19 protein-coding genes are annotated in these 13374 nt (G+C 59.6%); 10 read left to right on the top strand and 9 right to left on the bottom strand.

Going from position 1 to position 13374, the window contains the following annotated elements; all coding sequences use genetic code 11:
• Positions 1–12 precede the first annotated feature (12 nt).
• Positions 13–297 carry a hypothetical protein gene (locus tag TX72_RS09175; RefSeq protein ID WP_011128683.1) on the bottom strand — a complete coding sequence of 95 codons (285 nt, stop codon included), beginning with the start codon at positions 295–297 and terminating at the stop codon, positions 13–15.
• Between the two features lie 54 nt (positions 298–351).
• Between TX72_RS09175 and map the strand changes: the two genes are divergently transcribed.
• Positions 352–1191, top strand: coding sequence for a type I methionyl aminopeptidase (map, locus tag TX72_RS09170; protein WP_011128682.1), 840 nt, complete (start codon positions 352–354; stop codon positions 1189–1191).
• Here the strand turns inward: map and TX72_RS09165 are convergent.
• Positions 1172–1921, bottom strand: coding sequence for an SDR family oxidoreductase (locus TX72_RS09165; RefSeq protein WP_011128681.1), 750 nt, complete (start codon positions 1919–1921; stop codon positions 1172–1174). The two genes, map and TX72_RS09165, sit on opposite strands and share 20 nt — an antisense overlap.
• Here TX72_RS09165 and ebsA point away from each other — a divergent pair.
• The 3 genes from ebsA to TX72_RS09150 are packed head-to-tail and all read left to right on the top strand — an operon-like array spanning position 1902 to position 3998.
• Positions 1902–2324, top strand: coding sequence for a type IV pilus biogenesis protein EbsA (ebsA, locus tag TX72_RS09160; RefSeq protein WP_011128680.1), 423 nt, complete (start codon positions 1902–1904; stop codon positions 2322–2324). The two genes, TX72_RS09165 and ebsA, sit on opposite strands and share 20 nt — an antisense overlap.
• Before the next feature lie 26 nt (positions 2325–2350).
• Positions 2351–3448 carry a phosphotransacetylase family protein gene (locus TX72_RS09155; protein WP_011128679.1) on the top strand — a complete coding sequence of 366 codons (1098 nt, stop codon included), beginning with the start codon at positions 2351–2353 and terminating at the stop codon, positions 3446–3448.
• Positions 3449–3464: 16 nt separating this feature from the next.
• Positions 3465–3998, top strand: a complete 534-nt coding sequence (locus TX72_RS09150) for a DNA-processing protein DprA (protein WP_011128678.1) — start codon at positions 3465–3467, stop codon at positions 3996–3998.
• 10 nt (positions 3999–4008) lie between these two features.
• Here the strand turns inward: TX72_RS09150 and TX72_RS09145 are convergent, their stop codons facing one another.
• The gene (locus TX72_RS09145; protein ID WP_011128677.1) at positions 4009–4461 is read right to left on the bottom strand and encodes an MAPEG family protein; all 453 of its coding nucleotides are present in this window, start codon (positions 4459–4461) and stop codon (positions 4009–4011) included.
• 57 nt (positions 4462–4518) lie between these two features.
• Between TX72_RS09145 and TX72_RS09140 the strand changes: the two genes are divergently transcribed.
• Positions 4519–5016: a YajQ family cyclic di-GMP-binding protein gene (locus tag TX72_RS09140; protein WP_011128676.1), complete on the top strand. Its 498-nt coding sequence runs from the start codon at positions 4519–4521 to the stop codon at positions 5014–5016.
• Between the two features lie 71 nt (positions 5017–5087).
• On the top strand, positions 5088–6065 hold the full coding sequence (pstS, locus tag TX72_RS09135; protein ID WP_011128675.1) for a phosphate ABC transporter substrate-binding protein PstS: 978 nt from the start codon (positions 5088–5090) through the stop codon (positions 6063–6065).
• 377 nt (positions 6066–6442) lie between these two features.
• Here pstS and TX72_RS09130 read toward each other — a convergent pair whose 3' ends face one another.
• A complete protein-coding gene (locus TX72_RS09130; RefSeq protein WP_011128674.1) occupies positions 6443–6682 on the bottom strand; it encodes a hypothetical protein in 240 nt (79 codons plus the stop codon).
• A 35-nt stretch (positions 6683–6717) separates the two neighbouring features.
• Here TX72_RS09130 and TX72_RS09125 point away from each other — a divergent pair, with 35 nt between their 5' ends.
• Positions 6718–7107: a phosphoribosyltransferase gene (locus tag TX72_RS09125; protein WP_011128673.1), complete on the top strand. Its 390-nt coding sequence runs from the start codon at positions 6718–6720 to the stop codon at positions 7105–7107.
• A 10-nt stretch (positions 7108–7117) separates the two neighbouring features.
• Positions 7118–7624 carry a nucleoside 2-deoxyribosyltransferase gene (locus TX72_RS09120; protein WP_011128672.1) on the top strand — a complete coding sequence of 169 codons (507 nt, stop codon included), beginning with the start codon at positions 7118–7120 and terminating at the stop codon, positions 7622–7624.
• Here TX72_RS09120 and TX72_RS09115 read toward each other — a convergent pair.
• From TX72_RS09115 to hemL, 3 genes are read right to left on the bottom strand one after another with little or no spacing between them, the layout of a single operon-like run.
• The gene (locus tag TX72_RS09115) at positions 7598–7990 is read right to left on the bottom strand and encodes a cytidine deaminase (RefSeq protein WP_011128671.1); all 393 of its coding nucleotides are present in this window, start codon (positions 7988–7990) and stop codon (positions 7598–7600) included. The two genes, TX72_RS09120 and TX72_RS09115, sit on opposite strands and share 27 nt — an antisense overlap.
• A complete protein-coding gene (locus tag TX72_RS09110; RefSeq protein WP_011128670.1) occupies positions 7977–8441 on the bottom strand; it encodes a hypothetical protein in 465 nt (154 codons plus the stop codon). Before TX72_RS09110 ends, TX72_RS09115 begins: the two co-directional genes overlap by 14 nt.
• Positions 8442–8459: 18 nt before the next feature.
• The gene (gene hemL / locus TX72_RS09105) at positions 8460–9761 is read right to left on the bottom strand and encodes a glutamate-1-semialdehyde 2,1-aminomutase (RefSeq protein WP_083810638.1); all 1302 of its coding nucleotides are present in this window, start codon (positions 9759–9761) and stop codon (positions 8460–8462) included.
• A gap of 113 nt (positions 9762–9874) precedes the next feature.
• On the opposite strand from hemL, the gene TX72_RS09100 reads away from it, so the two are divergent.
• Positions 9875–11338, top strand: a complete 1464-nt coding sequence (locus TX72_RS09100) for an FAD-linked oxidase C-terminal domain-containing protein (protein ID WP_011128668.1) — start codon at positions 9875–9877, stop codon at positions 11336–11338.
• A gap of 7 nt (positions 11339–11345) precedes the next feature.
• Here the strand turns inward: TX72_RS09100 and xth are convergent, their stop codons facing one another.
• Positions 11346–12182, bottom strand: coding sequence for an exodeoxyribonuclease III (gene xth, locus TX72_RS09095; RefSeq protein ID WP_011128667.1), 837 nt, complete (start codon positions 12180–12182; stop codon positions 11346–11348).
• Between the two features lie 55 nt (positions 12183–12237).
• Between xth and TX72_RS09090 the strand changes: the two genes are divergently transcribed.
• The gene (locus TX72_RS09090) at positions 12238–12534 is read left to right on the top strand and encodes a hypothetical protein (RefSeq protein ID WP_011128666.1); all 297 of its coding nucleotides are present in this window, start codon (positions 12238–12240) and stop codon (positions 12532–12534) included.
• Here the strand turns inward: TX72_RS09090 and TX72_RS09085 are convergent.
• Positions 12488–13285 carry a tetratricopeptide repeat protein gene (locus TX72_RS09085; protein WP_011128665.1) on the bottom strand — a complete coding sequence of 266 codons (798 nt, stop codon included), beginning with the start codon at positions 13283–13285 and terminating at the stop codon, positions 12488–12490. The two genes, TX72_RS09090 and TX72_RS09085, sit on opposite strands and share 47 nt — an antisense overlap.
• Positions 13286–13374: the final 89 nt, after the last annotated feature.

Genomic DNA, 13374 nt, shown 5'->3' with positions numbered 1-13374 from the left:
ATCGCCAAACAATCAGTGTACCTTCCGACGCCAGCGTTGAATCAGTAATCCGGCACCACTGATCAGCATCCAGAGCAGCCCCAGGGCGTTCAGCAGCACCACCACCGGTTCCAGGGTGGAGCCAAGCCACTCCCCTTCGTGCAGGGTCATCAGCCAATGCACCTGGTCACGCTCAAAGCCCAACCAGTCGCGGGCAAGTCGGTAGCCAACCCCTGAGCAAACGGTGACGAACAGCGGCAGCAACACCAACGGGGCAACGGCCCGATGTAGTTCGCGCACCCGCACAAGCAGGCTCATGGCCAACCTCGAAGGAGTTGCAGTTGATAGCCTGACGTATATAGAAGGTGATTGATGAATTTATTCGCAGACTTACTGGCGACCACTCAGGCTCCGAGCGCAACAGCCACTGGACCCCGGATTCAGAAGCGTCGGGGAGTGGAGATCAAATCGGCCCGTGAGATCAAAATCATGCGCGAGGCCAGTCGCATCGTCGCCACGGTGCTGCGCGAAGTGATGTCCATGGTTGAGCCGGGACAGACAACCGGCGAGCTTGATGCCTTTGCCGAAAAGCGGATCCGAGAGATGGGCGCCACTCCGAGTTTCAAGGGTTACCACGGCTTTCCCGCAAGCATCTGCGCCAGCATTAACAACGAAGTGGTGCATGGCATTCCCAATGCCAAGCGGGTGATTCACAAAGGAGACCTTCTGAAGGTGGATACCGGCGCCTACTTCGAGGGGTACCACGGCGACAGCTGCATCACTGTCTGTGTGGGTGAGTCATCGGCTGAGGCTCAGACCCTTAGCCGTGTGGCCCAGGAATCGCTGATGGCTGGATTGAGTCAGGTCAAGGCTGGGAACACCCTTCTGGACATCGCTGGTGCCGTTGAAGACCACGTCAAGGCCAACGGATTCAGCGTCGTCGAGGACTACACGGGTCACGGTGTGGGCAGAAATCTGCATGAGGAGCCTTCGGTGTTCAACTTCCGCACCGATGAACTGCCGAATGTCACGTTGCGTCCAGGCATGACGCTGGCGATCGAGCCGATCCTGAACGCCGGCAGCAAGACCTGCCGCACGCTGAAGGATCGCTGGACAGTGGTGACCCGTGATGGATCACTCTCGGCTCAGTGGGAACACACCGTTCTGGTCACCAGTGACGGCTGCGAAATCCTCACGGATCGGGGTGACTGAGGCTACTGCTGTAGAGCCGTCGTCCAACTTCCGTCAGCGGCATCAGCACATAGGTCAGTGGGTTCGGCGTGACGATGATCAAGCGGGCTCCCATGCACGCTTGCCAAAGCACCTGACCTGCCACGAAGTCGGCGGTCATCACGCCGATGGGGTTGAGGTCGGAACGGAACGGGCCTAAAACCAGTTTGCGCAACACCAGCTGTGACCGCTCCTCAGCAGAGCGGGTGGCCCCGCGCATGCTCACCAGTTGTCCGAGCAATCGTTTGCTCAGCTCATAGGCCGGGCTCACGGCCGGTTGAATTTCGGCTTCGGAGGTGTTGACCCACACCTCAAGCGCCTGCGTCGCTCGTTCGCGGCAGAGATGCTCGCAGCACCGCAGCATCCGCCAGCTGCTCAGGGCATTCACCTCCAGTGCCTTGCTCATCGTCTCTGGGCGCTGATCACCCTGAGGATTGATGCCGTGGTTCAGCACCAGCACGTCCAGGTCGCGGAGGTGGGGCACCAAAGCCTCCTCCTGGCCGCAGCTCCAAGACACCCAGTGATCCACTGGGCTGTCGGTTCCGCTGGGTGGATCCCCATGGGTGAACCCGGTAACCACGGCACCGGCCTGTTGAAAACGGCTGGCCAGCGCTTGACCAAGAGCCCCGCGGGCTCCGGTGATGCCGACACGGCTCCCACTCCAGCGATGATTGCTTGTTGGGGACTGTTCCATGGGATCAGCTTGGGCCATCCTTGTGGGCAACCGCTCGCCGGTGTCCGCGTCTGTGACTGATGTTGCCCTCCTGGCCCTGTTTGCGCCCTACTGCGGCGGCCTGACGCGAGAGCAGGATCTTCGTTCCGCGTTGCAGACACTGCTTGCGGGCGAGTTTCAGGGGGTCCGTCCACGGGAGGGTATGGACGGGCATGCCTTTCAACTCAGCTGGGAGGGCGGCCCTGCTCCTCTGGAGATCGCTACCTGCCAACTGGTTCTACCGGGGACCATTGTCCAGCCCTACCGCTTTGAGCTGGTCACCCATCAGTTGGTGGTGTGGTTCATGGATTGCTCCATTGGGGAGGCAGGGAATCGGGACCTTCCTGATGCGTTCTGGACTTGGTTGCTCATTGGTACAGACCTGGAGGGTGGTGACACTTAGATTCGTTGGCTAAAGACCTGCGGTTCATGGGAACGACGCTGCTGATCGGATCCTGTGAGCCCTTCAGCGGTAAGTCCGCTCTGGTTCTCGGGATTGCTCAGAAGCTCACGCAGGAGGGGCAAAAAGTCCGCTTCGGTAAACCGCTGGCTACGAGCCTGGATTGGGATCCCAACAAGGGTCCCCTGCCTCAGCCGCTGATTGACGACGACGTCCGCTTCGTCAGTGAGACCCTGGGGCTCGCGGCCGACCGGCTGATCCCGTCCCTGCACCTGCTGTCTCCAACCACCGCGACCCAGCGGCTCGGCCAGGGGGATCTGCAGGCTGGGGATGGTTTCGCTGCCATGCGCCAGCAGATTGCTGATGACGATGGGCTGACCCTGCTGGAATGCGCTGGCAGCCTTCAAGAGGGACTGCTGTACGGCTTGAGCCTGCCTCAGCTGGCGGAGGGCCTGGATGCCGGGGTCCTGCTGGTGCACCTCTGGCAGGACAGCTGCAGTGTTGATGCGTTGCTGGCGGCCAAGCAGACCCTGGGGAATCGCTTGGTGGGGGTGGTGCTGAATGCGGTCACTCCCGGTGAGGTGGAGAGTCTCGAGCGGCAGGTGGTCCCAGCTCTTGAAAACCTGGGTTTACCGGTGTTTGGTGTGATGCCGCGCTCACCGTTGCTGCGCAGCGTCACGGTGGGTGAATTGGTGCGGCGCTTGAACGCTCGTGTGATTTGCTGCGAGGAACGCCAGGAGTTGCTGGTGGAGACCCTCAGCATCGGTGCGATGAATGTGAATTCCGCCATGGAGTTTTTCCGCCGTCGCCGCAACATGGCTGTGGTCACTGGCGCGGACCGCACCGACATCCAGTTCGCTGCTTTGGAGGCTTCCACCCAGTGTCTGATCCTCACCGGTGCCGGTGAACCGCTGCCGCAATTGATCAGCCGAGCGGAGGAGCTGGATGTTCCGCTGCTCAAGGTTGACCACGACACGCTGGCCACGGTGGAGGTAATTGAACAGGCCTTCGGCCATGTGCGGTTGCATGAGGCCGTGAAGGCCACCTATGCCTTCCGTCTGGTGGAAGAGCACTGTCGCTTGGACCGCCTGTTTTCAGCTCTGAACCTGCCGGTTCACGTCGCCTGATGGTTGCTAGCTTCCAATGAAGGCCGGCGAGTTGTCCTTGGGTCAGTCACTGGATCTTCCAGCCCTCGATCGGGTCGACACCCTGGCGCAGGAACTTGCTCTGTTGCAGGACAAGGGCAAACGGCGGATCGCCATTCTTGGCAGCCGGCATGTTCCCGTTGTGGCCATTCACCTTGTACAGCTAGTGGCCCGCTCGTTGGTGCAAGAAGGACACTCGCTGATCACGTCCGGTTCACAGGGTGTTAACGCAGCTGTGATCCGGGGTTGTTTGGATGTGGATGCATCTCAACTGACTGTGCTGTTGCCCCAGAGCCTGGATCGGCAGCCCACGGAAATCCGCGACCTTCTCGACCGAGTGCTGCATCTGGTCGAGAAGCCGGAACAGGACGATCTGCCATTGCCGATGGCCAGCAGCCTCTGCAACCAGGAAATTATCAATCGCTGTGATCAACTGATCTGCCTTGCCTTTCATGACAGTGAAACTCTGCTGTCGAGCGCCAGAACGGCGGAAGACATGGGAAAAGTGGTGAGTCTTCTGTATTTCGATTGATCACCTTGGATCAACCATTCAGGAACGCTTTAAGCCCTTCGCTGTAGAGAATTCCGCTGCACAGCAGACCCGTGGCCCAGCAAAGCCCCCGGACGGGGGGCACATTTCCCACGTAAGCCGCGATGTAAGCCAGCCTCAGAGCTGGATGGAGGAAGGCGGCGGTGAGGGCGAGCCCAGGCAGGGGGCCGGTGTGCAGTGCGGCGATCAGGGCAAGAACTGCTGCTGGCGCGTGAAGGGTGAAGGCTTCGAAGCTGTTCTGGTGGGCCCAGCTGGCCCGTTTGCCCCAGGCAGGAAATCGCTCGAACATCGCCCGGGGGGCGGCCATGTCCTTCATTTCGAAATTGGCAGCCGAACGTGCCGCCCCGAGGGGGATGATGCTGGCAACAACTGTTCCGCCGGCTAAAACCAGAGACCAGGCGTAGGGAGCGGCATCCGTGGCGGTGAACAGCTGCAGCAGAGACATGGATATAGGCCGTGAATGGGGGCCTTTCTAAGCTGGAGGCTGGAACGAACGCGAGTCATGGCAAGCACATCGTCCTTTGATGTGGTCTCCGACTTCGACCGTCAGGAGCTGGTCAACACCCTTGATCAGGTGCGACGTGATGTCGGCAACCGCTACGACCTCAAGGACTCCAACACGGAGATTCAGCTGGAGGAAACAGAACTGGTGATCACCACAGCCAGTGACATGACGCTGCAAGCTGTCGAGGATGTGCTGCGGGCCAAGGCCACCAAGCGCAATCTGTCGTTGAAGATCTTCGATTTTCAAACTCCAGAGAGTGTTGGTGGCAATCGGGTGAAGCAGGTGGTGAAACTGCGTAAGGGCCTCAGCCAGGAGATCGCCAAGAAGCTCAGCAAAATCGTGCGGGATGAACTGAAAAAAGTCACCGTGGCGATTCAGGGGGAGAGTGTGCGGATTACGGGCAAAAGCAAGGACGATCTGCAGGCGGCGATCCAGTTGGTCAAAAGCAAGGAAGACGAGTTGGATGTGCCGCTGCAGTTTGAGAATTACCGCTGATTCAGTTTCGTTCAAGGGGACGACAACTCGGTTGGATCGCTTTACGATTCACAGAAGGTATTGACCCGAGCATGAACAACCTGATCAGACCTTCTGTCGTGTCAGGCGCGGTTCTCCTGCTCAGCCTGAGCGGTTCTGCTTTTGCGTCTGGGCGGATCACCGGAGCAGGGGCCACGTTCCCTGCCCAGATCTATCAGCGTTGGTTCGGGATGCTGGCCGGTAACGATGGCCCGATGGTTAATTACCAGGCCATTGGGTCCGGTTCGGGTCGAAAGGCTTATCTGGATCAGACCGTTAATTTCGGTGCATCCGATGACCCGATGATCAGCCGTGATCGCCGCAAGGTGAAGCGTGGGGTTGTTCAGATCCCGATGATCGGAGGCACGATCGCTTTTGGATACAACAAATCTGGCTGTGAGCTGAAACTGACCCAGGAGCAGGCAGTCAAGGTGGCCATGTCCGCGATCAAGGACTGGTCGGAGTTGGGTTGCGACCCCGGTCCGATTTCTTGGGTGCACCGATCCGATGGCTCTGGAACCACCAAGGCCTTCACCAGTTCGATGGCGGCCTTTTCCTCGGCCTGGACCTTGGGAACCGGTAAAGCGGTGAATTGGCCCAGTGGTGTTGGTGCCAAGGGCAATGCTGGTGTTGCGGCTGTGATCAAGAAGCGGGAAGGGGCCATCGGTTATCTCAATCAGTCGTATATCCGTGGTTCGATCAAAGCAGCTGCGTTGCAGAATCTGGCAGGGGAGTTCGTCAAGCCAAGCGTTGAGGCAGGTGCCATTGCCTTGAATCAGATCACCCTCGATCAAAATTTGGCTGGTGAGAACCCGAATCCATCAGCAGCTGGTGCCTATCCAATCGCCACACTCACCTGGGTGTTGGCTTATGAAAGGGGCAATGGCCCCGATGCTGCAACCATCAAGGATGTGTTCAATTTCATGTTGAGCGATGAGGCGCAGAATGTGGCTCCACGGCTTGGTTTTGTTCCTTTACGGGGTGATATTCTGGCGAAATCAAAGGATGCAGTGAACAATATCGGCGAGTGATTTTTATTGGGTTCTGATTAATCTGATTACGATTAATCAGTTTGTCGATTTTTTGAGTTTGAATAGACTGCGTGGCATGGCGTGACTGAGATGCATGATTTACCGTCGCGCCCTTAGCCATTGACACCGCTGGATAATGAATAGAGATCTCATTCAATAGGAGAGTGGGCAATGCGTATCGCAACTTTTCTCTACCTGAAAACCGGGCGCAACATTTTTAAGCCCAGGGTGACTGTGGACATTCCACAAATCCCTTTGCCACCTGTCATTTCCTTGTCGTCACCGGCTGATTCCGATGCCATTCACATCGGACCTCGTGGAGGTAAGTATCGCTTGGACACACGTGGACGAAAGATTTATCTCAAGGCAGCTTGATATCAGGCTCGGCGTGCATCAATGATCCGAGCCAATTCAAGAACGTAGCCAGCGGTGCACCAGCGCCCATGGCTGCGTGAGCGGTTTTCAGTGTCTGAGCGGATCTCGGCTGTTTCTGCCATCAGAAGGTCCAGATCCCCCTGAGGAAGGTCGTAAAGCTCTTGAAGTTCCACCTCACGGTTGAGTAAATGACTACGAAACCATTTGCGGGTTTGTTCTTGAGGCGGAATGTCGCTGGTCATGGGCCATCACTGCCGATCGATGCCATTGTCCGATCATGAGGGTGCTGAGCTGGCAGCAATTCGACGATGCAGTGGCTCTTCTGGCCGTCAGGGCGAGGAGTCGAGACCTCACGGGTGTGTACGGAGTGCCCCGTGGCGGACTCTGTCTTGCGGTGGCCCTGAGTCATGCCATGGATCTGCCACTGCTGCAGTCCCCAGAGCCTGATGCTCTGGTCGTCGATGACGTTTATGAGACTGGACGAACGCTTGAGACACTGCGTTTGCAGTTTCCTCAAGCATCCTTCGCAGTTTGGGTGAGTAAAACCCCACCGCTTTGGTGGCATGCCGCTGAGGTGGTGGACAGTCCTGAGTGGTTGCTCTTCCCCTGGGAAAATGCCGATCAAGCGATGGCTGATGAGCAGGCCTATCGCAGCTCTCGACGCTGAGCTGATCGTCATGAATGAATCCCACAAATCACGGCGCACGATTTACCTCGCCTCTCCTTATGGATTTTCAGCACAATGGAAGCGTCTGCTGCTGCCGGAATTCATCAGAGCTCTTGAAGGGCTGGGTCTTGAAGTTTGGGAACCGTTCGAGCGCAATGGACAGGTCGATCTGAGCAAACCCGGATGGGCTCACCAGGTGGCCCAACGTGATCTTCAAGATGTTCGGGACGCCGATGCTTTGTTCGCCATCGTCAACGGAACACCACCTGATGAGGGAGTCATGGTGGAGCTCGGTGCTGCTATCGCCTTGGGCAAACCCACCTTTCTGTTCCGTGACGACTTCCGTCGATGTACTGATTCCGAGGAGTTTCCGCTCAATCTGATGCTTTTTGCTGGCTTGCCAGATCAGGGATGGAATGATTTTTTTTATGCCAGTGTTGAGGAGATTAGTGATCAAGACAAGGCTCTTTCTCGCTGGGCTCAGACGACATCAATTCAAGCCGAATCCTTCCGGTAGAAGCTGATTAATGCGCCGTTGACCGACGCCGTCGATATGAACGATGGCATTGTTCGGCAGCAGTTCCTGCATCACCTGACGGCAGGCTCCACAGGGCATCCGCGACGAAAGCGAAGTGTTGTTCTGGGCATCCACACAACTCACTGCCAGCTCAAGCGGCTGCAGACCCTGGGCCACACAGTTGAACAAAGAAACCCGTTCAGCACAGATGGTGAGGCCGTAGCTGGCGTTCTCCACATTGCAGCCGGTCACGACGGTGCCATCGCTGCAGCGCACGGCCGCACCAACGTGAAAGTTTGAATAAGGGCAATGGGCCTGTTCAGCCGCCTCACGAGCTGCCGCCAGGAGTGCTTCAGCGTTGTTCACGGCAAGTACCTGATGCGCTGTCTCGAAGTGTCGTCAGTGCTGTGGTGCTGCCCTCGGCGGTCACGGAGGAAAGGTTCGCCAGCTCGAAACGGCGGTTCGGCTGGATTAACAGTTGCCCTTCCACGCTGATCGAAGCCTTGCGGTTGGCGTTTCCGACCGTCGGGGGCGGTGCCACAGGACCCAGCGGTGCGACGTAGTTCCAGCTGTAGCGCAGCCTCTCGTTTTCGACTGAGCCGATCGGCGGCTCTGTTTCTTCCGCCAGGCTGGTGATCCGGCTGTCGACCACATAACGGGGCGTCAACGTGATCTCGGGTGTGCGTGTCACCTTGAACGTCTGGCCCTTCAGCATCCGAACCCCGGCAATCTTGCGCGGGGTCCAGCGACTCTCAACTGTCTCGATCGTGCAGACCAAGGGAGGCGGTGTGGCGGCAGCTGCCAGAAGGAAAGGCATCACCGCACTCAGTGAGGATCAGGCCACCTCCGCGAAGCTCTCGCGGAAAGCATTAACGGTGGCCTCAATGTCTGCTTCGGAGTGGGCCAGGGAGGTGAATCCCGCCTCAAAGGCCGATGGGGCCAGATACACGCCCCGCTCGAGCATGGCGCGATGCAGTTTGCCAAACCGTTCGGAATCGGTGGCTTTGGCGTCTTCGAAGTTGCGAACAGGGCCTTCACATAGGAAAAATCCGAACATGGCGCTGACACTGCCACCCGTGAAGGGAAGTCCAGCCGCTGTAGCCGCCTCCTTGATGCCCGCGATCAGTTTTTCGGTCGTCGCGGTGAGTTTCTCGTAACTGCCGGGCTGTTTCAGCAGTTCCAGCGTTTTGATGCCAGCGGTCATCGCCAGTGGGTTACCGCTGAGTGTGCCGGCCTGATACATCGGCCCTGCTGGAGCCACCATGCCCATGATGTCGGCGCGGCCGCCGTAGGCACCCACGGGCAGGCCGCCACCGATCACCTTGCCCATCGTGGTGAGATCCGGCGTGACGCCGAAGTGGGCCTGGGCGCCGCCATAACTGATGCGGAAGCCCGTCATCACCTCATCGAACACCAGCAGCGCGCCATGTTCCTTGGTGAGTTCCCGCAGGCCTTCCAAGAACCCAGGCTCAGGCTGTATGAATCCGGCGTTGCCGACGATGGGTTCGAGAATCACGCCGGCAATGGCATCAGGGTTCTCGGCGAACAGCGCTTTGACGGCCTCCAGATCGTTGTAAGGCGCCGTGAGCGTGTTGGCGGTGGTGCTCCGCGGAACGCCAGGAGAATCCGGGAGGCCGAGGGTGGCCACCCCGGAGCCTGCCTTCACCAAGAACATATCCGCATGGCCGTGATAACAGCCCTCGAACTTGATCACCTTGTCGCGACCGGTGAAGGCTCGCATCAGGCGCAGCACTGCCATGCAAGCCTCGGTGCCGCTGTTGACGAAGCGCACCATCTCCACACTGGGGACGGCGTCGATCACCATCTCGGCCAGAGTGTTCTCGAGAGCGCAGGGGGCGCCGAAGCTGGTGCCCTTTTCGATCGCCTCTTGCAGGGCGCTGATCACCTCGGGATGGGCATGGCCGCAGATGGCCGGGCCCCAGCTGCCGATGTAGTCGATGTATTTATTGCCGTCGACATCCCAGGCGTAGGGACCCTTCACCCGGTCGAACACGATCGGCTGGCCGCCAACCGACTTGAACGCCCGTACAGGGGAGCTCACGCCACCGGGCATCAGCCCCTGCGCTGCGCCGAAGATGGCCTGGGAGCGGCTGGTGTTCAACGCGGGTGCTGTCACTGGAACCGACGCCAAGAGGCTGATGCAAACCGTGCAACATCCTGACCCAGGAACCCCCAGATCTGCCTGGAGTGTGTCGATCGACCCCAGTTGCCTGCTTAGCCTGACCTGGTATGAAGGTTGCTGTGTTCCACGACTGGTCAGCGCTGGAGAGGGATCTCCGCCGTTCTTTACCCCAGCGTGCTGTGGTGACGAAACGTCAGGAACTGCTGAGTTACGACTGTGACGGCCTGACCATGGATCGTCATGCACCGCCCTTGGCGGTGCTGCCCGAGGACACCGGGCAGGTGGCGGCGGTGCTGCGCTGCTGCCATGCCCACGGGATTCCTTTTGTGGCTCGGGGCAGCGGCACGGGCCTTTCCGGCGGGGCCCTTGTTGACCAGCAGGCGTTGCTGGTGATCACCAGTCGCATGCGCAAGGTGTTGGAGGTCGACCTGGACAATCAGCGGCTCACGGTGCAACCCGGCGTCATCAACAGCTGGGTGACCCGCGCTGTGGCAGGCGATGGGTTTTATTACGCCCCGGATCCCTCCAGCCAGGTGGTCTGCAGCATCGGCGGCAATGTGGCTGAGAGCTCCGGTGGGGTCCATTGCCTCAAGTACGGCGTCACCAGCAACCACGTGCTTGGCCTTGAGGTAGTGCTTCCGGATGGCACGGTGACCCAGCTCGGCAACGGTCTGGCGGAGTCCCCGGAGCTGGATCTGCGCGGAGCTTTCATCGGCAGTGAAGGCACTCTCGGCATCGCGACGGCCATCACCCTGCGTCTGTTGAGAGCTCCGGAGTGCGTGAATGTGCTTCTGGCTGATTTCGCAACGATGGCCGCGGCCGGTGAAGCCGTGCGTTCTATTACTGCCGCTGGTCTGTTGCCCGCAGGCATGGAAATCATGGACAATGTCACGATCAATGCCGTTGATGATTTCTTTGGGTACGACGAGTACCCAAGGGACGCAGCTGCCGTTCTGCTGATCGAGCTCGATGGTCAGGCAGCGGAGGTGCAGGAGTCCGCTGAGCAGGCCGAGTTGCTCTGCCGTCAGGCCGGGGCCAGGGGGCTCCGCCGGGCTGAGGATCCAGGCGAATGTGCAGTGTTGTGGAAGGGCCGCAAGTCCGCTTTTTCTGCAGTGGGCAAGATCACACCCACGTATTACGTGCAGGACGGGGTTGTTCCCCGCAGCACACTGCCCGCGGTGCTGGCGGAGATTGAGCGGCTCAGCCAGGAGCACGGTCTGCCGGTGGCCAATGTCTTCCACGCCGGTGACGGCAATCTGCATCCGCTGATTCTTTACTCAGCTGCCGATCCCGAGGCGGAACGAAAAGTCAAGGAACTTGGTGCGGCGATTCTGAGGGTCTGCCTCGATGCAGGCGGCAGCATCAGCGGTGAGCATGGTGTCGGTGCCGACAAGCGCTGCTATCTCGACTGGATGTTCGGTCCCGATGACCTCGACACCATGTCGCTGTTGCGTCAGGCCTTCGACCCTGAGCAGCGGGCGAACCCCGGCAAGGTGCTCCCAACCCCGCGCACCTGTGGTGAATCAGCCAAACGTGTGGTGACGTTGCCGGCGGGGGTAGGACTCTACTGAGCCCCTCTCAAAACAGCTGATCGTCCTCGTCTTGGTCGTCGTCAGCAGGAGGCCAGTCCAGATCAACGCTTACTGGCGCATGATCACTGGGTTGAACGTTGCCACGCAGCTGTTTGTGGATGCTGCAGCTGCGGGCGAGCCCCATCAGCTCCTCACAGAGGTAGATGTGATCGATGCGCCAGCCACGATCTCGATCCCAGGCCCCGGTGCGGTAGTCCCACCAGCTCCAGTGGCCGGCGTCGGGCTCGAACATTCTGAAGGCGTCTTGGAGGCGGTTCCCCAGGGCTTCGCGCAAGGCATCCCGTTCCGCATCGCTCGCCATGACCGAGCCGCTGAGGCGATCGGGGTCGTGGATGTCCCTTGCCTCGAGGGCGATGTTGAAGTCCCCCACCATGCACAGCGGTTCCCCTCGTTCGGCCTGGGCGTCCAAGTAGCGCTTCAGGCATCCAAGCCAGGTCAACTTGTAGGGATATTTTTCTGAAGACAAGCTCGAACCATTCGGTACGTAGAGATTCAGCACCCGCACCCCATCCAGCAGGCCACTGATCACGCGCCTCTGTTCCCCCAGGGTTGCGGCTTCGGCATCGTCAGGGAGCTCACCAACGAAACCGCAGCGGACATCTTCGAGGGGCTCGCGGCTGACCAACGCCACTCCGTTGTACGACTTCTGGCCATGGATGCTGACCTGCCACCCAGCGTTCTCGAAGGCCTGCATAGGAAACAGAGGATCGTCGACCTTGGTCTCCTGCAGGCAGAGCAGATCTGGCTTGGTTTGCTCAAGCCAGCACAACACTTGCTCAAGGCGGGTGCGCACTGAATTGACGTTCCAGGTGGCAATCCGCACGGTTGTTTGTTGTTCCCAGAAGGACCCTTAGCATCGCCGCAATAACCCTTCCACCATGCCGTTCCGCTCTGCGGTTCCACTTCTGATCTCCGTGACGTGCCTGGCGTCACTGGTGACTCCGGTGTCGGCCCAGGTGGACGGCGGATTTCAAAACCGTGAGGAGCGGGAGATCTTCAGCACCAGTCCGGGTGGGGATTCCGGCGCGATTCTGGATGCCACCAATCCGATGGATCTGATCAACCGCATCCAGCGGGCCGGTGCAATGGACGACGCAACCCCGCCATCCGACGCTATCGATGCTGCGCTCAAGGCGTTGGAGCAGGAACCTCAGAACGCTGCTGCTCAGCCCTGACGCGGGCCGCCCTCAGCCCCCACCGATAGGCCAGGTCGTCGATCAGGGGGTCTGGTCGATCGTTGTTACCCCTGCGCAGCCGAGCCTGTTCGAGCCACCGCTGCACCTGGGCGGCATTGCCCTGTTCCTGGTGCAACATCGCCAGGGCGATCACAGCTCTTACGTCTTCAGCTGATTCCTTCGCGAGTTGCTGATAGAGATCAGCGGCTGCTTTGGATTGGTCGAGCTGACGATGCAGATCCGCGAGTAGGAGTCCGAGTTCCAGGCGCTGCCCCTCCGGTCGTAGAGCGAATTGGGCCATGAGACGTTTAAGTGCGGTCTGCCCATGTCCCTCCTGGAGGTCCACCAGAACGGCCAGCTGCAGCAGCTCTTGATTCGAAGGATGCAGCCGCAGCAGTTGCTCCAGCTCCCGCCGGGCTGCTTCAGGGAAGCCGGAGCGGCGGTGAAGGTCTGCCATCAACAGCCCCAGGGGCAGGGAATGGGGTTGTTGATTCAGCCATTGCTGCAACAGCAGCTTGGCGTCCTCCAACCGATCTAAAAGCAGGAGTCGTTCCAGCAAGCGCTCCCGTTCCCCTGCGTTGAGTTCTCGCCGTTGCTTGGCATTCAGCAGCTGGCTGACCTCGTCGTCCACCACCGTCCTGCTGCCGGTGGCCGAGGTCTGTGGGGCCAGCGTCAATGCAGCGACCCATCCGCTGGCCACAGCGGCGCCGATCAGCAGGGCCCACATCACACCTCGACGGGCCCGCTGCATGGATGGCCTGTTGATGTGGGCATTCTGAGGTCATCCACGGGGGCTGGCTACAGTCCTTACATGGGCTTTTGATTTGACGAGCACCGTCT

The organism is Parasynechococcus marenigrum WH 8102 (assembly GCF_000195975.1).
GTDB classification, from domain to species: domain Bacteria; phylum Cyanobacteriota; class Cyanobacteriia; order PCC-6307; family Cyanobiaceae; genus Parasynechococcus; species Parasynechococcus marisnigri.
This window is presented reverse-complemented; position numbering and strand designations above follow the sequence as displayed.